23 protein-coding genes are annotated in these 26431 nt (G+C 69.7%); 9 read left to right on the top strand and 14 right to left on the bottom strand.

Annotated elements, in window-relative coordinates; genetic code table 11:
* Window positions 1-50: 50 nt before the first annotated feature.
* A complete protein-coding gene (locus tag ABRP18_RS15395; RefSeq protein WP_349884967.1) occupies window positions 51-1781 on the bottom strand; it encodes a sodium:proton antiporter in 1731 nt (576 codons plus the stop codon).
* A gap of 54 nt (window positions 1782-1835) precedes the next feature.
* Entirely contained in the window at window positions 1836-2162 is a 327-nt protein-coding gene (locus ABRP18_RS15400) for a MerR family transcriptional regulator (RefSeq protein ID WP_046747595.1), read from the bottom strand.
* 134 nt (window positions 2163-2296) lie between these two features.
* On the opposite strand from ABRP18_RS15400, the gene ABRP18_RS15405 reads away from it, so the two are divergent.
* The 3 genes from ABRP18_RS15405 (at window position 2297) to ABRP18_RS15415 (ending at window position 4166) form a co-directional block, all read left to right on the top strand.
* Window positions 2297-2719 (top strand): Hsp20/alpha crystallin family protein, encoded by a 423-nt coding sequence (locus ABRP18_RS15405; RefSeq protein WP_058632973.1) that lies wholly within the window; start codon window positions 2297-2299, stop codon window positions 2717-2719.
* A 113-nt stretch (window positions 2720-2832) separates the two neighbouring features.
* Window positions 2833-3873, top strand: coding sequence for an LLM class flavin-dependent oxidoreductase (locus ABRP18_RS15410; RefSeq protein WP_349884968.1), 1041 nt, complete (start codon window positions 2833-2835; stop codon window positions 3871-3873).
* An 83-nt stretch (window positions 3874-3956) separates the two neighbouring features.
* Window positions 3957-4166 (top strand): hypothetical protein, encoded by a 210-nt coding sequence (locus ABRP18_RS15415; protein ID WP_045264467.1) that lies wholly within the window; start codon window positions 3957-3959, stop codon window positions 4164-4166.
* Between the two features lie 30 nt (window positions 4167-4196).
* Here ABRP18_RS15415 and pheA read toward each other — a convergent pair whose 3' ends face one another.
* Window positions 4197-5147, bottom strand: coding sequence for a prephenate dehydratase (gene pheA, locus ABRP18_RS15420; protein ID WP_045264466.1), 951 nt, complete (start codon window positions 5145-5147; stop codon window positions 4197-4199).
* 169 nt (window positions 5148-5316) lie between these two features.
* Here pheA and pgm point away from each other — a divergent pair, with 169 nt between their 5' ends.
* Window positions 5317-6960 carry a phosphoglucomutase (alpha-D-glucose-1,6-bisphosphate-dependent) gene (gene pgm / locus ABRP18_RS15425; protein ID WP_349884969.1) on the top strand — a complete coding sequence of 548 codons (1644 nt, stop codon included), beginning with the start codon at window positions 5317-5319 and terminating at the stop codon, window positions 6958-6960.
* 31 nt (window positions 6961-6991) lie between these two features.
* Here pgm and ABRP18_RS15430 read toward each other — a convergent pair whose 3' ends face one another.
* The 6 genes from ABRP18_RS15430 to ABRP18_RS15455 form a co-directional block, all read right to left on the bottom strand.
* The gene (locus ABRP18_RS15430) at window positions 6992-8143 is read right to left on the bottom strand and encodes a glycerate kinase (RefSeq protein ID WP_349884970.1); all 1152 of its coding nucleotides are present in this window, start codon (window positions 8141-8143) and stop codon (window positions 6992-6994) included.
* On the bottom strand, window positions 8140-9204 hold the full coding sequence (locus ABRP18_RS15435; protein WP_349884971.1) for a LacI family DNA-binding transcriptional regulator: 1065 nt from the start codon (window positions 9202-9204) through the stop codon (window positions 8140-8142). Before ABRP18_RS15435 ends, ABRP18_RS15430 begins: the two co-directional genes overlap by 4 nt.
* Window positions 9205-9280: 76 nt before the next feature.
* Complete coding sequence (locus ABRP18_RS15440) at window positions 9281-10159, bottom strand: sugar phosphate isomerase/epimerase family protein (RefSeq protein WP_349884972.1); 879 nt, start codon at window positions 10157-10159, stop codon at window positions 9281-9283.
* Window positions 10156-11319 carry a dihydrodipicolinate synthase family protein gene (locus ABRP18_RS15445; protein ID WP_349884973.1) on the bottom strand — a complete coding sequence of 388 codons (1164 nt, stop codon included), beginning with the start codon at window positions 11317-11319 and terminating at the stop codon, window positions 10156-10158. Before ABRP18_RS15445 ends, ABRP18_RS15440 begins: the two co-directional genes overlap by 4 nt.
* Window positions 11320-11326: 7 nt before the next feature.
* Window positions 11327-12490: a Gfo/Idh/MocA family protein gene (locus ABRP18_RS15450; RefSeq protein ID WP_046747686.1), complete on the bottom strand. Its 1164-nt coding sequence runs from the start codon at window positions 12488-12490 to the stop codon at window positions 11327-11329.
* 147 nt (window positions 12491-12637) lie between these two features.
* Window positions 12638-13594, bottom strand: a complete 957-nt coding sequence (locus ABRP18_RS15455) for a LacI family DNA-binding transcriptional regulator (RefSeq protein WP_141368834.1) — start codon at window positions 13592-13594, stop codon at window positions 12638-12640.
* Window positions 13595-13756: 162 nt separating this feature from the next.
* Between ABRP18_RS15455 and galT the strand changes: the two genes are divergently transcribed.
* Genes galT through galE form a run of 3 tightly spaced genes read left to right on the top strand, consistent with a single transcriptional unit; the run spans window position 13757 to window position 17202 of the window.
* Complete coding sequence (gene galT, locus ABRP18_RS15460) at window positions 13757-14959, top strand: galactose-1-phosphate uridylyltransferase (RefSeq protein ID WP_349884974.1); 1203 nt, start codon at window positions 13757-13759, stop codon at window positions 14957-14959.
* Window positions 14956-16173 carry a galactokinase gene (galK, locus tag ABRP18_RS15465; RefSeq protein WP_349884975.1) on the top strand — a complete coding sequence of 406 codons (1218 nt, stop codon included), beginning with the start codon at window positions 14956-14958 and terminating at the stop codon, window positions 16171-16173. The genes galT and galK overlap by 4 nt, the downstream gene beginning before the upstream one ends.
* A gap of 48 nt (window positions 16174-16221) precedes the next feature.
* Window positions 16222-17202 carry a UDP-glucose 4-epimerase GalE gene (gene galE / locus ABRP18_RS15470; protein ID WP_349884976.1) on the top strand — a complete coding sequence of 327 codons (981 nt, stop codon included), beginning with the start codon at window positions 16222-16224 and terminating at the stop codon, window positions 17200-17202.
* A gap of 3 nt (window positions 17203-17205) precedes the next feature.
* Here galE and ABRP18_RS15475 read toward each other — a convergent pair whose 3' ends face one another.
* The 4 genes from ABRP18_RS15475 to ABRP18_RS15490 all read right to left on the bottom strand — a co-directional run bounded on the left by ABRP18_RS15475 (window position 17206) and on the right by ABRP18_RS15490 (window position 22538).
* Window positions 17206-18558, bottom strand: a complete 1353-nt coding sequence (locus ABRP18_RS15475; protein ID WP_349884977.1) for an MFS transporter — start codon at window positions 18556-18558, stop codon at window positions 17206-17208.
* Window positions 18555-19484, bottom strand: coding sequence for a polysaccharide deacetylase family protein (locus ABRP18_RS15480; RefSeq protein WP_058632961.1), 930 nt, complete (start codon window positions 19482-19484; stop codon window positions 18555-18557). The genes ABRP18_RS15475 and ABRP18_RS15480 overlap by 4 nt, the downstream gene beginning before the upstream one ends.
* A 91-nt stretch (window positions 19485-19575) precedes the next feature.
* Window positions 19576-20724: an ROK family transcriptional regulator gene (locus ABRP18_RS15485; RefSeq protein WP_061015520.1), complete on the bottom strand. Its 1149-nt coding sequence runs from the start codon at window positions 20722-20724 to the stop codon at window positions 19576-19578.
* A gap of 287 nt (window positions 20725-21011) precedes the next feature.
* Window positions 21012-22538 carry an HNH endonuclease signature motif containing protein gene (locus tag ABRP18_RS15490; protein WP_193761280.1) on the bottom strand — a complete coding sequence of 509 codons (1527 nt, stop codon included), beginning with the start codon at window positions 22536-22538 and terminating at the stop codon, window positions 21012-21014.
* A gap of 984 nt (window positions 22539-23522) precedes the next feature.
* On the opposite strand from ABRP18_RS15490, the gene ABRP18_RS15495 reads away from it, so the two are divergent.
* Both ABRP18_RS15495 and ABRP18_RS15500 read left to right on the top strand, forming a co-directional pair.
* Window positions 23523-24290, top strand: a complete 768-nt coding sequence (locus ABRP18_RS15495; protein ID WP_046747580.1) for a M23 family metallopeptidase — start codon at window positions 23523-23525, stop codon at window positions 24288-24290.
* A 51-nt stretch (window positions 24291-24341) separates the two neighbouring features.
* Complete coding sequence (locus tag ABRP18_RS15500; RefSeq protein WP_349884978.1) at window positions 24342-24866, top strand: GNAT family N-acetyltransferase; 525 nt, start codon at window positions 24342-24344, stop codon at window positions 24864-24866.
* Window positions 24867-24892: 26 nt separating this feature from the next.
* On the opposite strand, the gene ABRP18_RS15505 is transcribed toward ABRP18_RS15500, so the two are convergent.
* Window positions 24893-26344 (bottom strand): gamma-aminobutyraldehyde dehydrogenase, encoded by a 1452-nt coding sequence (locus tag ABRP18_RS15505; protein ID WP_349884979.1) that lies wholly within the window; start codon window positions 26342-26344, stop codon window positions 24893-24895.
* Between the last annotated feature and the right edge of the window lie 87 nt (window positions 26345-26431).

Consider the following 26431-nt stretch of genomic DNA (forward strand, 5'->3'; position numbering starts at 1 on the left):
GGGATGGGGAGCGGGAGGGGAGGGGAGGAGGGGGGGAGCGGGAGGGATCGTCAGGCGCGGCTCTGTTGACGGGTGGCACCGCGCGTGTCGAGCGCGAGCTCCTCGGCATCCATCGCGGCGATGAGCTCCCGCATCACCTCTTCGTCGAGATTGCCGGCGTCGCGCTCGGCGAGGAGGATGTCGCGGCGCACCTGCAACCACCCTCTGGACAGCGCGACGAGGTCGTCATAGGAGGGCCGGGTCACGGCGTCCTCGACCTTCTGCGCCTCGTCGGTGTCCTTCTCCACCCGGGTCATACGCTTCGTGAACGCGTCGAACACGCTCAGATCGACCTCGCCGTACTTCGCCTCCCACTCCACGCGCTTCTCGGCGAGATAGGCCTTGCCGGCCTCGCGGCTCTTCTCCCGCACTTCCGCAAGAGCCGCCTCGTCCTCCGCCTCATCCGCGTCGCGCTCGATGCCGAGACCACGGATCAGCATGGGCAGCGTGAGCCCCTGCAGCAGCAGGGTGCCCACCGTGACGATGAACGCGACGACGACGATCGCGTGCGACGCCTCGGTGTCGAGGGTCGCGAGGTCGGCCGCCGCCACCGCGATCGCCAGCGTCACCACCCCGCGCATGCCCGCCCAGGAGATGACGGCGCTGTCCTTCCACGTGAGGGTGAGTCCCGCCATCTGCTCCCGGACGATGTGGCTGCGCAGTTCGTCCGCCGTGTAGTTCCCCCAGCGACGCGACCTGCGGTGACGTTTCTCGAACTCCCCGGATTCCACACCGCGATCCCAGCGCTCGAGACGCTTGCGGTCCTGGAAGTTCGACCACGCACTGGTCGGGTAGATGTAGAGGGGCCGCACGATGATCACCACGAGCAGCACCGCGCCGGAGAGCAGCAGGATCTGTCCGACGGACTCGCTGCCGAGGTCGCTGAGCACGCGAGGGAACTGCAGCCCGATGTAGGCGAACACGAAGCTCTCCAGCAACAGGTCGGCCGAGAGCCACAGCGGCTTCTCCTGTTGGCGCGTCGTGTAGTCGGTGCGCGGCGAGTTGTAACCGACGTAGAGCCCCATCGCCACGACGGCGAGGACTCCCGATCCGAGCAGATGCTCGGCGATCGCGTACGCACCGAACGGAGCGAGCAGTCCGAAGGTGCCGATGACGACCGGATCGCTGATGCGCATGCGCAGCTGGTGCAGGACGATCCCGAAGACGAGTCCGACGGCGACACCGACGCCGACAGCCAGCAGGAACTGCAAGACACCGCCCCACACCGAGACCGTCGCCCCGGCGAGGATCGCCGCGAACACCCGGTACAGGGTGAGCGAGGTCGCGTCGTTGATGAGACTCTCGCCCGACAACACGGTCATGATGCGTCGAGGCAGTCCGAGCCGACGACCGATCGCCGCGGCGGACACCGCGTCGGGAGGAGCGACGATCGCGCCCAGCAGCAGTGCGCCGGGAAGCGTGAGCGAGGGCAGGATCCACCAGGCGACGAACCCGACAGCGAGGGCCGTGAGCAGCACGAGCCAGATCCCGAGACGGCGGATCTGCGGCAGGCTGCGCTTGAACCCGACGAAGGAGACATCGAGGGCGGCCGAGTACAGCAGCGGCGGCAGCACGAGACTCAGGAGCACATGCCCGTCGATGTCGAGATCGGGCACGAACGGGAGGAACGACGCGGCGAGCGCGACCACCGTCACGAGCAGAGGTGCAGGCCATCCACGCCACCGCGCGAAGGCGGCGACGGCGACCGAGCCGACGAGGACGTAGAAGATGCCTGCTTCCATGCCTCAACGGTAGTGGTCGGGCTCGATGGACGGTCGGCCGCGTCGCACCATCGATCAGTCGGCGGAGCGGCGGCCTCTCCCGCGCTGAGCATCGAGAGCTTCGCGGAGCTGCTCGTTGCGCACCTGCAGGTCGTCGTTCGCATCCTGCAGGTCGAGCATCCGAGCGATCCCGGCGATGTTCACGCCGTCTTCGCGCAGTGAGGCCGCTCGCCGCAGCCGTTCGATGTCGTCATCGCTGTAGCGGCGGGTCCCGCCTTCGCTGCGGGCGGGGGTGAGCAAGCCCTTGCTCTCGAACAGGCGGAGCGTCGCCTCGGGGAGCTCGACCAGCTGCGCTGCGACGGCTATGCCGTAGAGCGGCGTCCGGCTGTCACGATGCGGCATGCGGTCACCCCCTGAGGTCGGCGGGATTCGGAGTTGCAAATCTAACACGAGTTGTCGTATAAAAAATCTATAGCAATGGTGCAGATCTCCTGCACCACCGATTCGCCCTCAGGGCAGCACGAAAGGAGAACCTCATGGCACTGACCTTCGACCCCTTCAGCCAGCTCGATCGCTTCGCCGCGAGCGTGCTGGACTCCGTTCGCGCTCCCCGGCCGATGCCGGTGGACCTCTTCCGCGACGGAGACCGGTATGTGCTCCACGCCGACCTTCCCGGGGCCGACCCCGGCTCGATCGACGTCGATCTCGACGGCGGTCAGCTCACGATCCGCGCACAGCGCACCCCCGACACCCGTGACGGTGTGCGCTGGCTCGCCCGTGAACGCGGATCCGGCTCCTTCCTGCGGCAGTTCTCGCTCGGCGAGGGTGTCGACCTCGACGGCATCAGCGCCTCGTACGAGAGCGGTGTGCTGTCCGTCATCATCCCGGTGAGCGAGCGTGCCAAGCCGCGCAAGATCACGGTGGAGTCCACTGATCAACGCGAGGCGATCAACGCCTGACGAACGGTGGGGGCGGCGTGACTGTCGCCCCCACCCCGTTGGGCCCTGAACACCGCCGGGCGAACCGGGCAAGACGGGGAATGACGGCGCCTGCGGACGCGTTGCAACCGAGGATGCCCGATACAGCTCTCTCCGTCCTCGACCTCGTCCCGGTTCGCACCGGCCAGACCAGCGCAGAGGCCGTCGCCGCCTCGCTCGCTCTCGCGGAGGTCGCCGACCGCCTCGGCTATCGCCGCTACTGGTTCGCCGAGCACCACAACATGCCGTCGGTCGCGTCGACCACTCCCCCGGTGCTGATCGCGGCCGCAGCCACCCGCACCTCGCGCGTGCGGCTCGGTTCGGGCGGCGTGATGCTGCCCAACCACGCGCCGCTCATCGTCGCGGAGCAGTTCGCGGCACTCGAGGCGATCGCGCCCGGCCGCATCGACCTCGGCCTCGGGCGCGCTCCGGGAAGCGACCCGGTCATCACCCAGCTGCTCCGCGGTTCGGGAACGACGAGCGACGTGGAGCAGTTCCCGCGCCATGTGCAGGACATCGCCGCACTCCTCTCCGGCGAGGGAGCCGCCCTGCGCTTCACCTCTGGCGGGGAGTACACGGTGCGCGCCACTCCGGCCGCCACCGGAACCCCCGAGGTCTGGCTGCTCGGATCGAGCGACTACTCGGCCCAGCTCGCCGCATCCCACGGGCTGCCCTACGTCTTCGCCAACCACTTCTCGGGGCAGGGTCTCGAACGCGCGCTCGATCTCTACCGCACCGGGTACCGCCCCAGCGAAGAGCACCCTGAGCCGCGCACGTTCCTCACCGTGAACGCGGTGGCGGCGCCGACCCAGGACGAGGCGGAGGCTCGCGCGCTGCCGCAGCTGCGGATGATGGCGCGCCTGCGGCTCAATCAACCCCTCGCCGCTCTCGAGACCGTCGAGCAAGCGATGTCCGCCGTCACCGACCCGGCGACCGACGAGGTCGTGCAGGCCGCCCGCTCTCGCTGGTTCGTCGGCACGGGTGAGAGCGTCGCGGCCGAGGTGCGTGCCTTCGCCGAGCGCCACGGCGTCGACGAGGTCATGCTCTCACCGGTCGCCGGTGCCTACGACGCCGAGCCGAAGGACGCCACGACCGGACGAGCGCAGACTCTGGAGCTCATCGCCGCTGCGCTCTGAGCCGACAGTGATGGCCGCTTGTCAAGCCCTGGCCTTCCCCCGCGGGCAGGCGTAGCCTCGGCGGCAGAGAGAGGGGTTCGACGATGAGCACCACGAAGACACTCGCACTCTGGGTGGCCTACGGACGCAACGGCGTTGTGGGCAGCATCCGCCACGACGAGGACGGCTACACGGTCACGATGGTCGGGGCCGACGCGACGACGGGCACCTACCCGAGCCTCGCCTCGGCGAAGGGTGCGCTGCATTCGCACATGACGCCGGGGAGCGACTGGCCGCGCTTCCAGGAGCACTGAGCGGCTCGACGGCCTGACGGACCGGGAGAGTCAGGACTCCGGTTCGCCGGAGAGGATCCCGCGGAGCCAATCACGCGCCTCGACGAACACGTCGTCCGAGTAGCGGTCAGGGTACTGCACGATCTGACGGTCCGCCCGCGGGTACGACCCGAGGAACACGACGCGGGGACTGAACCGGCGGATGCCGAGCAGCGCATCGGCCATGCGCTCGTGCTCGATGTGGCCGTCGGCGTCGATCACGAACCGGTAGCGACCCAGCTCATCGCCGATGGGCCGCGACTCGATGAGCGACAGGTTGATGCCGCGGGTGGAGAACTGCTCGAGCATCTCCAGGAGCGATCCGGGGTGGTCGTGCGGAAGCTCGACGATCAGGGACGTCTTGTCCGCGCCGGTCGGTTCCGGCGAACGGGTGGTGCGGGTGACCAGCACGAAACGGGTCACCGCCTGCGCGTTGTCGCCGATGCCTTCCGCCAACACATCGACGTCGTAGTGGTTCACGATGCCGGGAGCCGCGATGGCGGCCTGAGCGGGCAGCGTTCCGTCGAGGACGCCGATCGCGGAGGCGACGTTGCTCGAGGCCGGCACGTGCGAGTGCGACGGCAGGTGCGCGCCGAGCCAGCCGTGGCACTGCGCGTAGGCGACGGGATGCGCCGCGATGACCTCGACCTGGTCGAGCGTCGTGCCGCGCGGGGCGACCAGCACGAAGTTCACCCGCACCAGGTACTCGCCGATGATGCGCAGACCGGGGAGGGTCGCCAGAGCGTCCTGCGTGGTGGACACCCCTCCCTCGATCGAGTTCTCGATCGCGATCATCGCGGCGTCGCTGCGCCCCTCGAGCACGTCGGCGAGGGCCTCGCCCACATTGTGCACGGGGCGCCAGTCCTGCCCGCGGGCCTCGGCCACCTGATCGAGCGCCGCCTCCGTGAAGGTGCCGGCGGGGCCGAGATAGCTGTAGGTGCGGCGTTCAGTCACGGGTTTCACCTTATCCCTCGGTGACGGCGCCGCTCCCCCGCGTGACTTCCCCTCCCGTCGCAATATTCCACCTTCGTCGGCGGTTCTGGCTGTCATATCGCGACGAGAACGGCGAGGCGGGAGAGGAAGAGGGCCTCTTCCGGATGCGATCACGCCGAACAGGGGGCAGACTGAGAGGATGACGAGCCGTGCCGGCCTCCCCGCGGAGGAAAGTGACCTGATCGACGTCGACGAACTGATCGCCGCCTACTACGACCGCACGCCGAACCCGGAGGTGGCCGCAGAGCGCGTCGTGTTCGGCACCAGCGGCCATCGCGGATCGTCGCTGTCGAACAGCTTCAACGAGAACCACATCCTCGCCACGACGCAGGCGATCGTCGACTACCGCGACGCGCAGGGGATCACCGGTCCGCTGTTCCTCGGACGCGACACGCACGCGCTGTCGCTCCCCGCCGAGCGCAGCGCGATCGAGGTGCTGCTCGCGAACGGCATCGACGTGCGCGTCGACTCCCGCGACTCGTGGGTGCCGACTCCGGCCCTCAGCCACGCGATCCTCACCTACAACCGCGGCAAGGCGGCAGACGACCCCGGTCGCGCCGACGGCATCGTCGTCACCCCCTCGCACAACCCTCCGCGCGACGGCGGCTTCAAGTACAACCCTCCGCACGGCGGGCCCGCCGACACCGACGCGACAAGCTGGATCGCCGACCGGGCGAACACCCTGATCGCCGCGGGGCTCGAGGGCGTGAAGCTGGAGCGCTTCGCCGACATCGACTGGGATTCCCTCACCGGCTACGACTTCCGTGACGCCTACGTGCGCGATCTGCCGTCGATCATCGACATCGATGCGATCCGCAGCGCCGGCGTCAGCATCGGCGCCGACCCGCTGGGCGGAGCCTCCGTCGAGTACTGGTCGCTGATCACCGAGATGCACGACCTCGACCTCACCGTCGTGAACCCCGAGGTCGACCCGACATGGCGCTTCATGACGCTCGACTGGGACGAGAAGATCCGGATGGATCCGTCGTCTCCTTCGGCGATGGCATCCCTGGTCGCGAAGAAGGGCTCCTACGACGTCCTCACCGGGAACGACGCCGACGCCGACCGGCACGGGATCGTGACCCCGGACGCCGGACTGATGAACCCGAACCACTACCTCGCGGTCGCCATCGACTACCTGTTCTCGCACCGTGAGGGGTGGCCCCGCGACGCCGCGATCGGCAAGACGCTGGTCTCGTCCATGATCATCGACCGCGTCGCCGAGTCGCTCGGACGGCGCCTGCTGGAGGTTCCGGTCGGATTCAAGTGGTTCGTCCCCGGGCTGCTCGACGGCTCGGTCGCGTTCGGCGGGGAGGAGTCGGCCGGTGCCTCGTTCCTCCGCAAGGACGGCTCGGTCTGGTCCACGGACAAGGACGGCATCCTGCTGTGCCTGCTGGCCGCCGAGATCATCGCCGTCACCGGGAAGACCCCCTCGGAGCGGTACCACGAGCTGGAGACCGCCTTCGGCGCATCGGCGTATCAGCGCGTCGACGCTCCGGCGACCCCGGAGCAGAAGGCGACCCTCGGCAAGCTCGCTCCCGAGGCGGTGACGGCGACCGCGCTCGCCGGCGAGGACATCACGGCGAAGCTGTCGCACGCCCCTGGCAACGGTGCGGCGATCGGCGGCCTCAAGGTGCAGACCGAGCACGCCTGGTTCGCCGCTCGCCCTTCGGGCACCGAAGACGTCTACAAGCTCTATGCGGAGAGCCTGCGCGGTCCTGAGCACCTCGCCGAGGTGCAGGCCGAAGCACGCGCCGTGGTCTCCGCCGCGCTCGGCGACTGACGGCTGCGGACCGTCGGTCTCGCGCCGGCGGTCAGGACGGTTCGCCGGCAGATGCGGTGCGAGCTGAGGCGGTGCGAGCTGCGGCGGTGCGAGCCAGAACGGCGCCGGCGGCGCGCAACCAGCGGACGGGTTCGGCCAGCGCCGCCTCCGACGAACCGGCCAGCGCGGTGAGAGACGCGACATCGGCGAACGACGAGGTGTCGGCGTCTGCGGTGACCCGCCCTGCCGCCAGCATCGCCACGGCTCCGGCCTCGGCCGCGAGGTTCGCGAGGAATGACGGCACCTTGCCGTCTCCGGACTGGCCGTCGTACGACCCCTCCCCCGTGATGATCGCGTCGGCATCGGAGAGCGCATCGGCGAGACCGATGAGCTCGGCCACCTCCGCGGCACCGGGAGCGAGCTCGCCACCCCACGCGACGAGGGCTGCTCCGGTTCCGCCGGCCGCGCCGTAGCCTGGCCCTGCGGGATCGATGGCGAGCAGTTCGGCGAGCCGGCCGAGGCCGTCGTCGACGATGGCGATGTCGTCGACCGATCGCAGCCCCTTCTGGGGGCCGAACACCGCGGCCGCACCGCGCGGGCCGGTGAGCGGATTCGTGACGTCGGTGAGCACCCGCACGTCGGGTGCGGCGCGCAGCCCGGTGAGATCGACGGACGCGATGTCTGCGAGGCCACGCGCGCCGCGAGCGACCGGAACGCCGGTGGCATCGAGGAACCGCGCGCCGAGGGCCGAGAGCATCCCGGTGCCTCCATCGGTGGACGCGCTGGAGCCGATGCCGACGACGAGGCGTGAGACACCATGATCGATGGCTGCGGCCAGGGCCTGACCGAGGCCGGTCGTATCCGCATCCCAGGGACGCAGCTCCTGCAGCAGCTCGATGCCCGAGGTCGAGGCGAGGTCGATCACACCTGTGCCGTCGGGGGCGTCGACCGTCGGCGGCAGCAGCAGCCAGAAGGTGTCGACCCGCACCCCGGCAGGCCCGTCGACCGCGAGGGGCATCCGCACCGCGCCTGGCACCGCCGCTTCGAAGGCCGCAACGGTCCCCTCACCACCGTCTGCCATCGGTCGATGCACGAACTCAGCCTCGGGTTCGACCGATGCCCAGCCCTCCGCGAGCGCGACGGCCGCCTCCACCGCGGCGACCGTGCCCTTGAAGCTGTCGGGGGCCAGCACGACCCTGGTCACGAGCCGACCATCGGAGTGCTGGCACGCACGATGACCTCGAGCGGCAACGGGGCCTGCACCCACTCGACGTCGACCGTCGCGCGGAAGGCCTGGTACCCGACGTCGCTCAACGGCACGCGCACCGTCGTCAGTGCCGGGGAGACATCGCTGCTCGCGGGGACATCGTCGAAACCGCAGACCGCGATGTCGGTGCCGATCTCGCGCCCCGCGTCACGGATCGCGGACATCGCCCCGAGCGCCACCACGTCGCTGATCGCGAACACGAGGGTGCCGGCCTCCACTCCGCGGTCGAGGGCCGCCCTCATCCCGGCAGCCCCGGACTCCCGGCGGAAGTCGCCACGATGCACGCTCTCGACGACGCCACCCGCCTGCTCGAAACCCGCGCGGAAGCCGACGAGACGATCATCCGATGTGCGCACCCCGTCCGCCGCGCCGAGAACGATGGCACGGCGGTATCCGCGATCTGCCATCAGACGACCCAACGCCTCCGCACCGGAGCGGTTGTCGATCTCGATGTGACGCTCTCCCTCGCCGTCTGGTCCGAACGCCACGACGCGGCCGCCCTGCCTCACGAACTCCGCGAGCTCGTGCGCGGTCTCGGCCTCTGTGGCCTCCTGTGTGCGAGAGGCGGCCAGGATCAGGCCTCGGGGCCGCTGCCCGCGCAGAGCGCGCACGATCCGCGCCTCCCGCGCCTGGTCCCTCTCGGTGATCGCGATCGTCACGACCAGCCCCTCCTCGTCCGCTCCCCTGGCGACGCCTGACGCGATCTGTCCGAAATAGGGGTCGGCGATGTCGGCGACGAGCAGGGCGATGACCGGCGACGTGCCCTTCGCGATCGACTGGGCCGAGACGTTGGCGGTGTACCCCAGCTTCCCGGCCGCGGACTCCACCCGTTCCCGGAACGACTCGGCGACCTTCCGCTTGGAGCCGTTCAGCACGCGCGATGCGGTCGCGAGCGAGACCCCCGCCTCGCGTGCGACGTCGTGCAGGGTGGGGGCGGGCCCTCGCACATGACGCGGAGACCGCGCTGGCCGCTCCGCGGACGTTGCGGGCTTGGTCATGACCCAGATCCTACTTGCCACGGTCCCGCCTCAGCATCACCGCGAGGGACGACGCGGCGCCGGCGACCGGACATCCTCACCTCAGGTACGGGGAGACGGCTTCGGCGAACGTCTCGGCAGTCCGCCGTACGACGTGATCCGGAGCGTCCGCCCAGATGTCGACGTTGAAGATCTCGACCTCGATGTCACGGTCGTATCCGGTCGCGATCACGGCGCGCGTGAGCGAGGCGAAGTCGATCACCCCGTCGCCGGTGTAGTGCCGTGAGAGCAGCACATCGTCCGCGAGGGGCGTCTTCCAGTCGCACACCTGGTACGTGGCGATGCGTCCCTCCCGGCCGGCGCGCGCGATCTGCTCGAGCACCTGCGGATCCCACCAGATGTGGAACGTGTCGACGGCCGCGCCCACCACATCGGGCTCGAAGTCGCCCGCGATGTCGAGCGCCTGACCGAGCGTCGAGACGACGGCGCGATCGGAGGCGTACATCGGGTGCAGCGGCTCGATCGCGAGCGTCACACCCGCCGCCTTCGCCTCGGGGGCCAGCACGCCGATGGCATCGCGCACGCGCTCGCGCGCTCCGATCAGGTCGCGCGATCCCGCGGGCAGCCCCCCGGCGACGAGCACCAGCACAGCGGTGGATCCCGCGGCTCCCGCGGCCGCGAGCGTCGCCGTCTCCTCGATCGCACGGCGGTTGTCGTCGAGCGCCGCGCGCCTCTCCGGGCCGTCCGGCAGCGTGAAGAATCCGCCTCGGCAGTGCGTCGAGAACCGGAGCCCCGAGTCTCGGAGCATCCGCGCCGCGACGTCGAGCCCGACGTCGTTCACGGGCTCACGCCAGAGTCCGATCGACCGTACGCCGGCGGCGGCCGTGACCCGCAGCGCCGTCGCGAGGTCGGCGTGCTTGATGGTCGCCTGATTGATCGACAGTCGCGGATCCGGAGTCTGCGCTTCGCGGGTCATGCGTCCACTCCGTTCACACGCAACATGCTGTGCCACCGCTCGCGGGCGAGGTCGGGCTGTTCGAGCGCGAGCGAGTCGTTCGCGAGCTCGACGATGCGGCTCAGATGCGGCAGGTTGCGCGCGGAATGCAGCCCGCCGACCATCTGGAACGCGGGCTGGTGCCCGTTCAACCAGGAGAGGAACGCCACACCCGTCTTGTAGTAGAAGGTGGGCGCCGCGAACACCTGCCTGCTCAGTGCCTCGGTCGGACCGAGGACCCGCCGGTACTCCGCAGCGTCACCCGCATCCAACGCCTGGATCGCCGCGGACGCGACAGGGGTGATCGCGGCGAAGGCTCCCAGCAGCGCGTCGGAGTGGGCACGGTCCGCAGCGCCGCCGATCAGGTCCACGTAGTTGAAGTCATCGCCGGTGAACATCCTGACCCCCTCGGGGAGGCGCGAGCGCACCGCGATCTCGGAGTCGGCGTTCAGCAGGCTCATCTTGACACCCGCGACCTTGCCAGGGCTCTCGGCGATGATCTGCAGCAGCACCTCGGACGCCGTCTGCCAATCCTCCGCACCGAAGTAGCCGGCGAGCTCGGGGTCGAAAGCCGTACCCAGCCAGTGCAGCACCACGGGGGTCGTCGCGCGCGAGAGCACCTCCCGATACACGCGACGGTAATCGGCGGCGTCGGCGGCGACACGGGCGAGGTGGCGCGAGGCCATCAGCACGGGTCCGGCGCCCTCCTCCTCGGTGAAGTGCAGCTGCTCGGTGTAGGCCGTGATCACCTGTTCGAGGGGGATGTGCGTCTCGGCGATGTGGTCGGTGTTGACGCCGACGACGACCGAACCGCCCTCCTCGCGCGCGACCTGAGCGCTGCGGGCGATCAGCTCACGGGTGGCTGCGGCATCGAGACCCATGTTCCGTTGCGCCGTGTCCATCGCGTCGGCGACGCCGAGACCCCAGGAGTACACGTTGCGGCGGAAGGCGAGGGTGGAATCCCAGTCGATGTCGGCGGGCTGTCCCGGGGTGTTGTCGGCATGCACCTTCGGCACGACGTGTGCAGCGGCGTAGGCGACACGACTCTGCAGCGGCGTCGTCGGGCGGGCGTATGCGCCCGAGTCATTGAGGGCGGCGGCGAACGTCTCACCGCTGGGGCGGAGGAGGCGCAGAGTGCTCATGCGCGCCTCAGCCCAGGGTCAGCGGCGACAGGGCGATCTTGCGACCCTCGGCGCTGGAGGTCAGTCCCGCCTCGGCGAACTGCACACCCCGTGCACCGGCGAGCAAGTCGAACGGGTATTCGGTGCCCTCGACGTAGGAGACCAGATACTCCTGCCACTGCTGGCGGAAACCGTTGAGGAAGACGTCGTTGGTCGGCACGTCCTGCCAGTCGGCGTCGTAGTCGCGCGTGTCCTCGAGGTCGGGGTTCCACACGGGCTTCGGGGTGGCGTTGCGCGGCTGGATCTTCGCGCCGAACAGTCCGACCACGGCGGATCCGTGGGTGCCGTCGACCTGGAACTCGACGAGCTCGTCGCGGTTCACGCGCACGGTCCAGGAGGAGTTGATCTCGGCGATCACGCCGCCCTCGATCTCGAAGATCCCGTACGCAGCGTCCTCCGCAGTGGCGGTGTAGTGCTCGCCCTTCTCGTCCCAGCGGTCGGCGATGTGCACGGCGGCCTGCGCGTACACGCTCTTGACCTCTCCGAAGAGGTTCTCCAGCACGTAGTTCCAGTGCGGGAACATGTCGGTGATGATGCCGCCGCCGTCCTCGGTGCGGTAGTTCCAGCTCGGACGCTGCGCGGGCTGCCAGTCGCCCTCGAACACCCAGTACCCGAACTCGCCGCGGACGGAGAGGATGCGGCCGAAGAATCCGGAGTCGATCAGGCGCTTGAGCTTCTGCAGACCGGGGAGATACAGCTTGTCGTGCACGACGCCGGTCTTGACGCCCGCCTCGTCCGCCAGGCGCGCGAGCTCGAGTGCCTCCTCGAGCGACTCCGCAGTGGGCTTCTCCGTGTAGATCGCCTTCCCTGCGGCGATGGCCTTGCGGATCGCGGAGGCGCGGGCCTTGGTCACGAGGAAGTCGGCGTAGATCTCCCACTGCGGGTCGGCGAGCGCCGCGTCGAGATCGGTCGTGTAGTCGTCGATGCCGTGCTTCGCCGCCAGCTCGGCCAGCTTGGCCTCGTTGCGTCCGACCAGGATCGGCTTCACCGTGATGCGGGAGCCGTCGGCGAGTTCGATGCCGCCCTCCTCGCGGATCGCGAGGATCGAGCGCACCAGATGCTGCCGGTAGCCCATGCGCCCGGAGACGCCGTTCATGATGATCCCGATCTCGCGGGTGTTCGCCTGTGCCATGGTGTTCCGTTTCTGTCGCAGGAGGCCGTCGGTGCGCTTCCCCGGTGGTCGGACCTGCTGGTCGGCCACCAGATGGGAAAACGCTTTCCGGCATCATGGCACGACATCGAGGCGAACTGCAACAGGCGCATCAGGAGGGTGTGACGGTCAGCGCGATGTCGTGCTGGCGCGCTCGACGAGCTCGGTTCCGACGACCGAGGCGGCGCGAGCCTTCGACACCCCTTCGATGGCGTCGATCAACGACGAGACCGCGCACTGGGCGAGGGCCGTGAAGTCCTGCCGGATGGTGGTCAGTGGAGGGCGGTAGTTCGCCGCATCCGGCACGTCGTCGAAGCCGATCACGCTGACATCCTCCGGCACCCGGCGCCCCGCGTCGGAGAGCGCGCGCAGCAAGCCCAGCGCCATCTGGTCGTTGGCGGAGAAGACCGCGGTGGCCGCCGTCAGTGCAGCTGCCGCCCGGTGGCCCGAATCGGCGCTCCAGTCACCCCGGACGACGGGCGGAGCATCGATGCCGGCAGCGGCGAGGGTCTCGCGCCAGCCCCGTTCCCGCTCCATGGCGGCGAAGGAGTCGGCGGGACCGGCGAGGTGATGGACCGTGGAGTGCCCGAGCTCCAGGAGCCGTTCCGTGGCCGCCGCTGCGCCACCGGCATGATCGCTGTGCACCGAGGCGAAGCCGGCCTCGGTCGGGGCGTCGACGACCACGAGCCTGAGCCCGCTCGGGCGCTCGGTGTCGGAGACCAGGGCCGACGCCTCGTTCAGGACGATCGCGCCGTCCACCTCTTGCTCGGCGAGCCGGTCGAACGCCTCACCGATGCCCCGGGCGGCAGTCACCAGCGTGAGGGCGTATCCGCGCTCCGCCGCCGCCTCCGCCGTCGCCTGGAGCATGCGGGAGTTGCCGACCGTCGAGAGCGTGGTGACGACGAGTCCGATGGTCTGCGAACGCCCGGTGCGCAGGGCGCGGGCCGCGCGGTGCGGGCGGTATCCGAGCTCGACCATCGCGGTCTCGACACGCGCTCTGGTATCGGGGTCCACGCGGGGGCTGCCGTTGACGACACGGGAGACCGTCTGACCCGAGACACCGGCACGCTCGGCGACCATGGCCATCGACACCCGGCGGGAGGACGAACGCCCGCGGTCGGAACCGGGCACGTCGACGCCTTCTCCGCCACTCCCGCGTGCTCGCACCCGCCGCCTCCGTCCCGCGCACGGTGGATGCGCGACTCGCTCGTGTTGACGTTATCACGGGGCTGCGCCTACCATGTTTACGTGAACACGCCCGAGCTTCCGGAGACGCGCACCGAGACCCTCGGCGCCGGCGTCGTCAAACGCGCCACCACCCTCGCCGACGGCCGCGATCTGATCTACTACGACGACCCGGGGACGACACTCGGACCGGAGCGCTCCGTGGATGCCCGCACCCTCGACCCTCGACCCGACACCGCGACCATGCGCCTCGACGTGCTCACCGGCGACTGGATCACGGTGGCCGCGAACCGGCAGAACCGCGTGATGATGCCGGGTTCGGATGCCGACCCCCTGGCCCCGCAGACGCCGAGCAATCCGTCGGAGGTGCCGTCCCGCTACGACGTCGCGGTGTTCGAGAACCGCTCCCCCGCATTCGGTCCTGCTCTCGCCGAGGCGGTGGGCACCGCACCGCAGGCTGCGAATGCTCCCCGCGGTCTCGACGACCTCGTCACCCTGGGCCTCGGTCGCACGCGCACCTCGGTCGGACGCTGCGAGGTCGTCTGCTTCAGCCCCGAGCACGCAGGCTCCTTCGGCACGCAGTCGGTCACCCGCGCGCGCACCGTGATCGAGGCGTGGGCCGACCGCACGGCCGCGCTCTCCCGGCTGCCCGGCATCGAGCAGATCTTCCCGTTCGAGAACCGCGGCGAGGCGATCGGCGTGACGCTGCCCCACCCGCACGGCCAGATCTACGCCTACCCGTACGTGACCCCGCGCACCGCTCGCGTGCTGGAGTCGATCGACCGCACGGCGCCCGACCTCTTCCAGCGCATCCTGGATTCCGAGCAGGCGTCCGAGCGCGTCGTGTTCCGGGGCGAGCACTGGACGGCGTTCGTGCCGTTCGCCGCGCGCTGGCCGCTCGAGGTGCACCTGATGCCGCACCGTCACGTGGCGGATTTCGCCGAGACCTCGGCGGCCGAGCGGGACGAACTCGCACCCCTGTACCTGCGTCTGCTGCGCGGCGTCGACGCCCTCTACGACTCCCCCACCCCGTACATCGCCGCCTGGCATCAGGCACCGGTGCACGTGGGCCGCGACACCGTGCGCCTGCACCTGCAGCTGACGAGCCCGCGCCGTGCCGCCGACAAGCTGAAGTTCCTCGCCGGCTCGGAGGCCGCGATGTGGGCGTGGGCGGCAGAGGTGCCGCCGGAGGTCGGAGCCGCGCGACTCCGCGAGGCCATCGAGCGCACAGCAGACGACCAGACCGATCCGGGAGCCTCCGCATGACCGCCGCACACGACGACGCCGCACACGACGACGCCGCACACGATGACGCCGGATCCCTGTTCGCGCGCCTCACCGGCCGCGAGCCGGACGGATTCTGGTCGGCACCCGGACGCGTGAACCTCATCGGCGAGCACACCGACTACAACGACGGGTTCGTGCTGCCGTTCGCCATCCCGCAGCGCACGGTGGCCGCCGTCGGCCTGCGCGACGACGACCGGGTCCGAGTCGCCTCCACCTTCGCCGAGGAGCCGGTCGAGGTCGACCTGGACGATCTGGATCGGCTCTTCCCCACCCCCGCGGGCGCCCACCCTGCCGTCCCCGAATGGGCCGCGTACCCCCTCGGAGTCGCCTGGGCGATGCGACAGGCCGCGACGGAGAGCGGGCCCTTCGGAGGATTCGACCTCACCATCGCGTCCGACGTGCCCGTCGGGGCGGGACTCTCCTCGTCCGCCGCGATCGAGGGCGCGACGGCTTCCGCGCTGAACGACCTGTGGAACACCGGCTTCGACGGCACGCACCTCGCCCGCATCGGGCGCCGTGCCGAGAACGAAGCGGTGGGCGCGCCGACCGGCATCATGGACCAGATGGCGTCGATGCTCGGTCGGCCCGACACCGCGATCTTCCTCGACTGCCGCTCGTTGGACGCCGAACTCGTCCCACTCGCCGTCGCCGAGACGGGCCTCGCGATCCTCGTGATCGACACGCGCGTGAAGCACGCCCACTCCACCGGCGGCTATCGCGAGAGGCGCGCTTCCTGCGAGCTCGGCGCCTCGCTCCTGGGTGTGCCGGCACTGCGCGACGTCACGGTGGACGACCTGCCGCGGGCGCAGGGTCTGATGGACGACGTGACCTTCCGCCGCGTGCGCCACATCGTGACCGAGAACCAGCGGGTGCTCGACACGGTGCGGGTGCTGCGCGAGCAGGGCGTGCGAGCGATCGGCGACTTCCTGGTCGCCTCGCACGCATCGATGCGGGACGACTTCGAGATCTCGACCCCCGAGCTCGACACGGCCGTCGACACCGCCCTGGCCGCCGGCGCCCTGGGGGCGCGGATGACGGGCGGCGGTTTCGGCGGTGCGGCGATCGCTCTGGTCGAAGCGTCCGATGTCGCCTCGGTTTCGGAGGCCGTGAGGGATTCCTTCGCGGCGCACGGGTTCGTGGAACCCCTGCTGTTCGCGGTCCTCCCCTCAGCCGGTCCTCGGCGCGACGCATGACAGAATGATCCATCGGGCCGCGACGAATCCGCGGCAGGAGAGGAAGCAATGTCCTGGATCGTGACCGGCGGGGCCGGCTACATCGGCTCCCACGTCGTGCGTGCGCTTGCGAACGCGGGGCTCACGCCTGTCGTGCTCGACGACCTCTCCAGCGGTGTCCCGTCTTTCGTGCCCGAAGGCGTGGAGTTCGTGCAGGGCAGCATCCTCGACCGCGAGCTCGTCGAGAGCACGCTGCGCGAGCATGACGCCGAAGGGGTGATCCACGTCGCCGGCTTCAAGTACGCCGGCGTCTCGGTGCAGCGCCCCCTGCACACCTATGCGCAGAACGTCGACGGCACACGCGTGATCCTCGAGGCCATGGAGTCCGCCGGTGTCGCGAACATCGTTTTCTCCTCGTCCGCCGCGGTGTACGGCACCCCAGACGTCGCCCTCGTCGTCGAGGACACCGCCAAGAAGCCTGCCAGCCCCTACGGGGAATCCAAGCTCATCGGCGAGTGGCTGCTGCGCGACCAGGCGATCGCGACGGCGGACTCGGAGCGCCCGCTGCGGCACACCTCGCTGCGGTACTTCAACGTGGTGGGATCCGCCGATCCGACGGTCTACGACGTCAGCCCGCACAACCTGTTCCCCATCGTGTTCGAGGCGCTGATCGCGGGGAAGACCCCGCGCATCAACGGCGACGACTACGACACGGAAGACGGGACGAACGTACGCGACTACGTGCACGTCGGCGACATCGCGGCCGCCCACGTCGCGGCGGCCCAGCGCCTCACGTCCGGCCAGCCCCTCGAAGCGGCATACAACCTCGGCTCCGGCGACGGCCTCAGCGTGAAGCAGATCATGGATGCCGTCGCCCGCGTGACCGGAATCGACTTCACGCCCGAAGTCGGCCCCCGGCGCCCCGGAGACCCCGACCGCATCGTGGCGACGGGCGAGCTCGCCGCACGCGACCTCGACTGGACCATGCGGTACTCGGTGGAGGAGATGGTGCGCACGGGCTGGGAGGCCCGACAGGCAGCTCGCCCCTGACGATCAGACGTCGCGGGCGCGGATCGGGTATGCCCAGAAGCACAGCCAGGCGACGGCCGTGAACCCGAGCGGGATCACCGCGAGCATCAGCCGGATGCCTCCGTCGACACTGTCCGGCTGTGCGTCGCCGAGAGTGGCATCGAACCCGGCAGCGTTCAGCACCACTGCGGCGACGATCGCCTGCAGCACGACCGAGCCACGGACCACGAATCCGTTCACCCCGAAGTAGGCGCCTTCTCGACGGTGCCCGGTGCGGGTCGCGTCATCGTCGATGATCTGCGCGAGCATGACCTCGAGCAGCTGCAGCAGACCCCCGACACCCACACCGACGGCCACGCCGACCAGCGCAGCGCCGAGCACGGTCGAGGGGGCGAGATAGCCGAGAACGGCCGTCCCGAACACCGCGACGCTCCACAGCATGGCCGTGCGCGGCGAGGTGCGGCGGACGACCGCGCTCCACAACACGATCGAGGGGATCGCTGTCACGAAGATCGCCCCGAGCAGCAGACTGCCCTCTCCCTCCGGCGCGTGCAGCGAGTAGCGTACGTAGAAGGGGACGGCGGCGAGGATCACGGCGATCGACGTCTGCACGAACAGCGAGCCGAGGACGTACGGGACGAAGGCACGGTTACGGAAGGTGTAGGTCAGCTGATCACGCCAGCGCATGGCCTCCGCCGGGTTGTCGGGCGATGACGACTCCGCTGATGTCTGCGGCGTCCGGCGCTCGATCATGCCTCCGAGGAACGACCACACGAGCAGCACGAGACAGACGGCCCCGAGCACCATGGCCATTCCCGGCCAGCCGATGGCGCCGTACAGGGCGGGAGCGCCGGCCGTGCCGAGCACCATGCCGAGGATCGCGAAGATCTGTCGCGGCACGTTGCCGCGGGCCCGCTCCTCGGTGGTGCGGAAGATCTCAGGGAACAGCGCCGAGATGTTCAGCACGACCACCACGAAGGCCACGTCGTAGACGGCCACGACGACGAGGAACCAGACGATGAGGCCGGTGACCGGGAGCTCCGGCGGCATCCAGACCAGCGCGAAGGCGACGACGAGTGGCACGATGCCCAGGCCGATCCACGGGATGCGCCGACCCCAGGGCGTGCGCAGCCGGTCGGAGATCGTGCCGACGACGGGGTTCAGCACGGCGTTCAGCACCCCGTGGGCGATCATGGCGATCGCCACGCCCGTCGCCGGGACCGCGAGGTGCGAGACGTAGAAGTAGACGACGAAGGCCGAGAAGGTCTGCGCCATCAGTTGCGTCGGGAAGCCGGATGCGCCGAAGGCGATCGTCTGCACTCTGGTGGGCGCCGCATCCAGTCGTCGGTCCCGTACGCGTTCGCGCAGAGAGGTCACCGGGCGCTGCCCCTCTGGAGGTCTCGCAGGTCGCGCCAGCCGATGCGCACGAGCGCCTCATCCTCGATGGCCTGCAGCACGACCGGGTCGCTCAGCAGACGCAGCTCATAGCCGCGCTTCCTCGCGCTGAAGTCGACGGCCGCGCGGAGCTCGTCGTCGTCGACCATCGGATGCAGGTAGATCTCGGTGACTCCGGCCGGCACCGCCCGCAGCAGCGCGATGAAACCGGCTCGCACCTCCTCATACGTCTCCTCGTCGGGTGCGCCTTCGCGCAGGAGTTCGAACGGATGCGACCAGAGGCGATCGATGATCTCGACGCCGGACGCGTCGGCGGCCGCTGCGGCGCGATCGAGCTGAGCCTGCAGGGCGGGGTTCTCGCCCACGCCGTCCATGCTGCGGGGCAGCCGGAAGGGCAGGCCGTGCCGTGCGGCGAGTTCGAAGACCGGCTGCAGGAAGTCCCGTCCCGTCACGAGCCCGTAGACCGACCCCATGTGGTTGTCGAGGTGCGTCACATCCACGCCGGCATCGAGCGCGGTCTGCAGTTGAGCGGAGAGTTCGGCGGCGACATCCTCGTCTGAGGCGTTCTGCTCGACGGAGAGCACATCGGTCGGGAAGAAACCCGCAGCGTCGACGAGGCTCGTGTCCGAGCCGGTGAGCGGACGCCACCGGTAGCGCGCCCATTCGCTCGTGAGCACGAGATGCACACCGACGTCGAGATCCGGACGGGAGGCGGCGAAGGCGAGCGCTTCGGGCGACCAGGAGCACGGGACCATCACGGTGCTCGAGTCGATGCGCGAGGACGTGAGCAGGTCGACGATGGCGGTGTTCGCGGCATGGCACATGCCGAAGTCATCCGCATTGAGGATGATGGCCCGCGTGCCGGGCGCGAGTCCGAGGCGGTCGGCGAGTTCGGAGGGTGCGGTCATCGGATGATCCTGTCGGTGGTCGAGCGGCGTTGCTCGGAGGCGTGGCGTGGTGCCGGTGAGTGGGCTTCGGCGGTCGAGTCAGGGTGGTCGTTCAGCGGCCACCCTTGGGTGCGGGCGTGAGGATGCGGCTGAAGAGGTCGCTGCGGAGCGCTGCCGCGGCTTGGTCGACCGCACCGATGAGCGGAGCCTCGGTGCCGAACGACGAGACCAGGAACCGGAGCGGAAGCTGCGCCTCGTACTCGGCGGCGATGCGCTCGATCGCGGCGACGAGGGCCGGGTGTGCGGCCTTGCCGCTGAGGATGAACGCCTCGGGGTCGAGCACCAGCCCCACGGTGCCCGCGACGAGGACGATGCGGCGGGCGAGCTCTGACACGATCTGGACAGCCGCCTCGTCTCCGCGCTCGGCTGCTTCCAGATGGTCGTCGAGCGACGCATCGGGGTCTCGTCCGACGCCGAGAGCCAGGTCTCCGACCACCGCGTCGCCGGCGAGGGGCGCACCGATCGGGATGGGCGTCTGCGGCAAGTACATGACTTCGCCTGCGACGCCGGAGAACCCGCGGTGGAGTTCCCCGTCGATGACGATGCCTGCACCGAGCCCGTCGTCGAGCAGCAGCAGCGCGAAGCTCGCGAGCGTGCCGCCTTCACCGCCCGTGAGCTCGGCGAGGGCTGCGAGGTTGACGTCGTTCTCGACGCGGACGGGGCAGTCCAGGGCCGTGGAAAGAGCCGAGCGGAAGAGGCCGCCGTCGGGGCCGAAGTCGTCTCGGATGCCTCCGTCCGCCGTGACGATGCCGGGGACTCCGACCACCGCCAGGTGCACGGCCGCTTTCGCCGCATTCACCGAGCGCCGGCAGCGTTCCACGAGCCCGACGATGTGGGCCACGCGGTCATCCGTTTCGGCGAAGGGCCCGTGTTCCTCCGCCTGCACAGTGCCGGTCGCGTCGACCAGCACGACGTGGGCGGCGTGATGATCGACGTGCACCGCCGCGGCGAAACCGAGCCGGGGGTGCAGGGCGACGCGTCCTGCAGCAGGACCCCTCGTGTCACGGTCGATGCCCGCGGGGGCGACGGCACCGGCATTCTCGAGCATCCGCAGCACCTGGGTCACCGCCGTCCGTGAGAGTCCGGTGGTCGACATCAGGTCCGAACGGGTCTGCGGACCGCTGCGCGCGAGAGCTTCGAGGATCGCGCGGCCGTTGAGCGTGCGGAGCAGGCCCTGCGGTCCCGCGAGTGGTCTGGACATAGGGGTTGCGGGGTCGCCTCTCTTCGTCGCGTCGTGCACCACTGGCTGTGCCGGGCGCAGTGCCCGCAAGCATGCCACATCGTGTCGCACCAGTCGACACCCCGGACCGATTCCGTCGGACCGCATGCGCGCAGAACCAGGCACCGGCGCCGGCAGAGGCACAGGCACAGGCACAGGCACAGGCACAGGCACAGGCACATCTCCTCCTCCACCACCTCCACCTCCACCTCCACCTCCACCTCCACCTCCACTGCCACCATCACCAAAGGTTCCGCTGCCACCGGGTTTCATGTCCGCAGCAGCTCCTTGCGTCGAACCGTCGGTCCGGAACGAGCAGCGCTGGTCGGTCGTGGTGTTCGCCATCGCCGGCTCGGATCCCACCAGGCAGGGCCGCGGACGGAAGGGGTGCCATGTCGCATCCGGATCTCCCATCCACTGGTGGGGAGGGTTCGGTGGTGGTGCCAGCACAGCGCGACGCCGTTGTCGGTATGAGTCGCTCCACCGCGGGCGTGCTCGTCCACGTGATGGATCTCGCACCAGGCCGCGGGCACATGGCAGCCGGGGATGAGGCATTCACGGTCGCGGAGAGTGATCGCCCGACGTTGATGGGCGTTGAAGATGCGGTCGGAGGCGTGGATTCCGATGATGCGCCCAGCCGGGTCGAACAGGACCCGCTGCACGCCGCCCCCGCACGCGGTGTGCGCGGCGACTCCGGTGGACACGGGGGTGTCGATCCCTTCGATGCGAGCCCATCCGGAACCGGTGGCGTAGTCCTCGGCGGTGACGGTGACGACCAGCGTCGGTGCGGCACCTCCCAGGCGGGGCGTGTCATCGTGACGTGCAGCGATGGAGAGCACGGCGGCGAGCGTGTCGTGCTGCTTCTGCGCGCGCGTCCGGGGGTCGATCGTCCGCACCGGGTCCTCGGATGGCAGGAAGCCATCATCCGCCCCCTCGACCTCCGGCGAAGAGGTGCGCGCCGTGTCGGAGGGCCGGAAAGCGACACCAGGTTGCGGCGGGCCGTCGACCTTCGGGTTCAGGTACGCGTCGAAGAGGCGTCGCAGCTGTCCTGCGACCTCGGGGAGCAGCCCACCCCGGATCGGGATCACCCCGTCCTTGGCCCGACCGAGGACGATCCCCCGCGCCCGCATGGCGATCTCGTCCGCAGGCTCGGCACCATCCGGATCGAGATACTGCATCATCACCTGCGCCAGCACCCGCAGGTCTTCCGGAGTCGCCGGAGGAGCGGTGTCGTCGTCGACCCCCGACTCCGCACCGCCGTGGTCATCCGCGCGCTGCTCGGCAACCGGAAGCCCGCGCGCATACGCCGCCAACTCCGCATCGGCCCGCAACCTGTCCGCCGTCCCCACCCTGGCGCCGGCCCGTTCGATCGGACCGATCGCCGCGAGAACCCCGTCGACCCCCACCGTCCCGTCGAGGAGGGACGCGCGCAATGCCGGCCACCGTGACGGCAGCCAGCCGCCCGACGTCAGATCGACCTCCCGCCGCACCGCCCTCGCGGCCTTCACGACCCGGGTGGCACCCGTCGCATCCACCCGCAGCACCCGCTGCAGAAGCTCGCCGACCGTTCGGCACCCGAAGAGGCCGCAGAACGCGAGGTCGCCCGAACCCGCTGGGCGTGACTCCACCGATGCGACAACCTCCACCACCACGGCCTCCACGCGCCGCTGCGCTTCGCCCGCCATTCGCAGCAGCTCCATCTTCGATGCGTCACTCAAACCCACCACCGCCTCGGAACGCAGCACCGCATCCAGGTCGGCGACGACTTGGATGAGCGCATCCACAGGAGTGTTCATACCCGAAGTCAACTCGGGGCCACCGACATTCATCCCGGGATAAGCCCAGTTCAGAGCAGTATTCCAGAACACAGATAGAGGCCTCCAACACTCCACGAAGCCGGTGGACTGGGAGTACTCCACAGCTGCCGCGCACCGAGAAGCCAGGGCACCCCGAGCACTCCGCACCGGATGCAGAATCGACACACCCCCTGGCGTCACGCTCTCCGCGGATATCGATGGACGACAGAGCACGGCGAAGGCCACATCGATGCCGACGTGTCCGATCTCGATTTGACGCTCGCGAGTTCACGAATTAAATTACAGATCGGTAACGGTGGCATCCGGGGGGATCGACCGCCGCGTACATCTGCCTCCCGGAAGGATCCCGTCACGAATTCCCTGCCCCCCGAGCGCGCTCACGAAGCCTCGGAAGCTCCGACAGAAGTCCCCGATCCGACTCGACCGCTTCTCCGTCGTCATCGTCGACGCCAGGCGACCGCAGACGCGCACTCCCCCCTTCCGTCGAACGCCGCCGACACGCTCCCCCTCGCCGACGCGACCTCTTCGTCCGCCGAAGCCCTCGTGCCCGAAGCCCGCCTCGCACCCGAAGCCCGCCCCGCACCCGAAGCAGACCCCGCACCCGCAGCCGACCTCGCGCTCGACGCAGACGTCGCGCCTGTCGCCCCGTCACTCAGGTCCTCGCGCGCACGCCGCAGAGCCGCGGCAGCTCACACAGCGACCGCAGCCGCGGACTCGACCCAGGACGAGACAGCCCTCCACTCGCAGGCGACGCAGACTCAGGCACGGTCTCAGACGAAGCCGACCCCAGCGACGGCACCGCGCGCAACGCAGCCCCAGACGACGGCACCCCAGACCGCGGCACCCCAGACCGCGGCACCCCAGACAACGCAGTCCCAGGCAACACAGCCCCAGACCACGGACCCCCAGCCCCAGGCAACACAGGGCCCCCGTTCCTGGGATCCTCGCCTGCGCCCCCGACACATGGCTCCTCGCGCGGCGTCGACTCCTCAGACCCGGGTCCGCCGCGAGAAGCGCACGTGGGCGAAGTCCAAGGCGCTCGGCGCCACCCTGGCGATCGGGGTCCTGATCACCGGAGCCGCGCTTCCTGCATTGAACCCCACCAGCGGCCCCGCGGCTGCTGCCAGCGCCCCCGTCTCGACTCTTGCCGACGGAATGTCCCAGTCCTACACATCGAAGAACGAGATCCGGGCGGAGATCGCCCCGCGCGGCAACTTCTCGGCGACGACGCCCGAGGAGATCAAGGAGACGCGCTCCCGTGCCGCGGCCGCCGCGATCGCCGCAGGCATGCCGCTGGGAAGCGCGCTGGACATCCCCCTCGCCGGACGCATCGTGATGCCGATGGCCGACGGAACATATTCCTTCACCGACGGGTTCGGCGCCTCACGACCGGGTCGATCGCACCTCGGACAGGACTTCGCCGCGCCGGTCGGCACTCCGATCAACGCCGCCATGAAGGGCTGCGTCTCCCGATCGACGGAGAGCTACCAGGGCTACGGCGTGACGATCCAGATCGAGAGCATCGTCGACGGACAGGCCGTGAGCACCGTCTACTCGCATATGACCTACGGAAGCCGGGCTGTCGAGGTCGGCGACTGCGTCGACGAAGGCCAGTACATCGGAGACGTCGGATCGACCGGCTACGTCTTCGGGTCGTGCCTGCACTTCGAGGTCCACATCAACACCGTCGCCGTGGATCCCCTGCCCTGGCTCAAGAAGAACGTGAGCTGACCCGCAGCGTCCACCCCCCTCCGGCCACGGCGATCCCCCTAGGCTGGATGGATGACTCCGCTGGTGATCCGCGACGCCCGCGCCGAAGATGCCGACAGCATCGCCGGCGTGCACGTCCGCTCCTGGCAGGCGGCCTACCGTGGACTCATCGATCAGTCCGTCCTCGACGGACTGTCCGTCGAGGAGCGAGCCGAGAGTTGGCGGCGCATCATCGCGGAGCCGCTGCCCACGGGCCTCGGCACCCTCGTCGCCGTGCGGGGCGACCGCCTGGTCGGCTGGGCATCGCTGGGCTCCGGCCGCGACCCCGACGGGCTCGCCGACGGCGAGGTCTACGGCATCTACGCAGACCCCGCCGCCTGGTCGACGGGTGCGGGCCACGCCCTGCTCGAGGCGGCGGAGCAGCGGATCGCCGAGGCCGGGTACGCACGCGCGTACCTGTGGGTGCTCGATGGGAACGATCGCGCGGATGCGTTCTACGCACGCCACGGCTGGGACGAGGACGGCGCGGTCAAGATCGAGGAGCGCCCCCAGCTCACCCTGCGTGAGCACCGTCGCGTGAAGCAGCTCGCCCCCTGAGCGCCCGGGGCCCCTCGCCGGCCCCTTCAGTCGAGCGCACTCATCACGTGCTTGATGCGCGTGTAGTCGTCGAAGCCGTACTGCGAGAGGTCCTTGCCGTAGCCGGAGTGCTTGAATCCGCCGTGGGGCATGTCCGACACGAACGGGATGTGCGTGTTGATCCATACGCACCCGAAGTCGAGGTCGCGCGAGAAGCGCATCGCTCGAGCATGATCGGTCGTCCACACCGAGGCGGCGAGCGCATAGGGCACGTCGTTGGCCATCCCCAGGGCCTCGGCGTCCTCGGTGAACGACTGCACCGTGAGAACGGGTCCGAAGATCTCACCCTGCACGACCTCGTCGTCCTGATGCACACCGGAGATGATGGTGGGCTCCCAGAAGTAGCCGCGATCTCCCTGGCGGCGTCCACCGGTCTCGATCGTCGCGTGCGCGGGGAGGCGGTCGATGAAGCCCTGCACCTGTGCGAGCTGGGCCGCGCTGCTCAGCGGCCCGTAGAGCACACCCTCCTCGCGCGGCCCCCCGGTGCGGGCGTGCGTCTGCGCCCTCGCGACCAGCGCGGCGACCAGTTCATCGTGGAGTGAGGCGTGCACCAGCACCCTGGTGGCGGCGGTGCAGTCCTGTCCGCCGTTGAAGAAGGCGCCGGTGGTGATGCCCTCGACGGCCTTCTCGATCGAGGCGTCGGCGAACACGATCGCCGGAGCCTTGCCGCCGAGTTCGAGATGCACCCGCTTGACGTCGTTCGCCGCCGAGCGTGCGACGGCCATGCCCGCCCGCACCGAACCCGTGATCGCGACCATCTGCGGCGTGGGGTGGTCCACCAGGGCGACACCGGTGTCGCGGTCGCCGAGCACCACGTTGAGGGTGCCCACCGGCGTGTGCAGCGCGACGATCTCGGCGAGAAGCAGCGTCGTGAGCGGTGTCGACTCGGCGGGCTTCAGCACGACCGTGTTGCCGGCGGCGAGCGCGGGCGCGGTCTTCCACACCGCCATGTTCAGCGGGTAGTTCCACGGGGTCACCTGGCCGATCACACCGACCGGCTCGCGACGCACGAACGAGGTGTGTCCGGCGAGGTACTCCCCCGCGGCCCTGCCCTCGAGGCTGCGGGCGGCACCCGCGAAGAAGCGCAGCTGGTCGATCGACTGCATGATCTCGTCCGAGACCAGGCTCGCGCGCGGCTTGCCGGTGTCCTGCGACTCGAGGTCGGCGAACTCGTCTGCGCGCGACTCCATCTCGTCGGCGATGCGGAAGAGCGCCAGCTGCCGCTCCCCTGGCGTGGTGTCGCGCCAGATCGGGAAGGCCGCAGCCGCAGCTGCGTAGGCGGCATCGACGTCGGTGACGTCCGACACCGGGAGCTCGCCGTACGCGTCTTCCGTGACAGGATCCAGAAGCGGCATCCGACCGGCGCCGTGTGCGGGCACGTACTGTCCGCCGATGAAGTTCTGCAACGGCGCTGAATCCTTCAGAAGATGAGTCGACATGGGGTCATGGTATCGACATCCCTGCGGAATCTGAAGATACCTCCCGTAGACTCGACTGAATCAGTTGCGGGATCACACATCGACTGA

This window comes from Microbacterium sp. WHRI 7836 (genome assembly GCF_040223885.2).
Taxonomy (GTDB): domain Bacteria; phylum Actinomycetota; class Actinomycetes; order Actinomycetales; family Microbacteriaceae; genus Microbacterium; species Microbacterium oxydans.

Coding starts and splice junctions, on each gene's coding strand:
- ABRP18_RS15455 (WP_141368834.1), bottom strand. CDS start 13,594: ATGGCCATGGTCGCCGAGCGTGCCGGTGTCTCGGGTCAGACGGTCTCC.
- ABRP18_RS15435 (WP_349884971.1), bottom strand. CDS start 9,204: ATGACCAAGCCCGCAACGTCCGCGGAGCGGCCAGCGCGGTCTCCGCGT.
- ABRP18_RS15405 (WP_058632973.1), top strand. CDS start 2,297: ATGGCACTGACCTTCGACCCCTTCAGCCAGCTCGATCGCTTCGCCGCG.
- ABRP18_RS15440 (WP_349884972.1), bottom strand. CDS start 10,159: ATGACCCGCGAAGCGCAGACTCCGGATCCGCGACTGTCGATCAATCAG.
- ABRP18_RS15490 (WP_193761280.1), bottom strand. CDS start 22,538: ATGAACACTCCTGTGGATGCGCTCATCCAAGTCGTCGCCGACCTGGAT.
- ABRP18_RS15395 (WP_349884967.1), bottom strand. CDS start 1,781: ATGGAAGCAGGCATCTTCTACGTCCTCGTCGGCTCGGTCGCCGTCGCC.
- ABRP18_RS15445 (WP_349884973.1), bottom strand. CDS start 11,319: ATGAGCACTCTGCGCCTCCTCCGCCCCAGCGGTGAGACGTTCGCCGCC.
- ABRP18_RS15485 (WP_061015520.1), bottom strand. CDS start 20,724: ATGTCCAGACCACTCGCGGGACCGCAGGGCCTGCTCCGCACGCTCAAC.
- ABRP18_RS15495 (WP_046747580.1), top strand. CDS start 23,523: ATGGCTCCTCGCGCGGCGTCGACTCCTCAGACCCGGGTCCGCCGCGAG.
- ABRP18_RS15450 (WP_046747686.1), bottom strand. CDS start 12,490: ATGGCACAGGCGAACACCCGCGAGATCGGGATCATCATGAACGGCGTC.
- galE (WP_349884976.1), top strand. CDS start 16,222: ATGTCCTGGATCGTGACCGGCGGGGCCGGCTACATCGGCTCCCACGTC.
- galK (WP_349884975.1), top strand. CDS start 14,956: ATGACCGCCGCACACGACGACGCCGCACACGACGACGCCGCACACGAT.
- ABRP18_RS15410 (WP_349884968.1), top strand. CDS start 2,833: ATGCCCGATACAGCTCTCTCCGTCCTCGACCTCGTCCCGGTTCGCACC.
- ABRP18_RS15500 (WP_349884978.1), top strand. CDS start 24,342: ATGACTCCGCTGGTGATCCGCGACGCCCGCGCCGAAGATGCCGACAGC.
- ABRP18_RS15505 (WP_349884979.1), bottom strand. CDS start 26,344: ATGTCGACTCATCTTCTGAAGGATTCAGCGCCGTTGCAGAACTTCATC.
- pgm (WP_349884969.1), top strand. CDS start 5,317: ATGACGAGCCGTGCCGGCCTCCCCGCGGAGGAAAGTGACCTGATCGAC.
- ABRP18_RS15415 (WP_045264467.1), top strand. CDS start 3,957: ATGAGCACCACGAAGACACTCGCACTCTGGGTGGCCTACGGACGCAAC.
- ABRP18_RS15480 (WP_058632961.1), bottom strand. CDS start 19,484: ATGACCGCACCCTCCGAACTCGCCGACCGCCTCGGACTCGCGCCCGGC.
- ABRP18_RS15400 (WP_046747595.1), bottom strand. CDS start 2,162: ATGCCGCATCGTGACAGCCGGACGCCGCTCTACGGCATAGCCGTCGCA.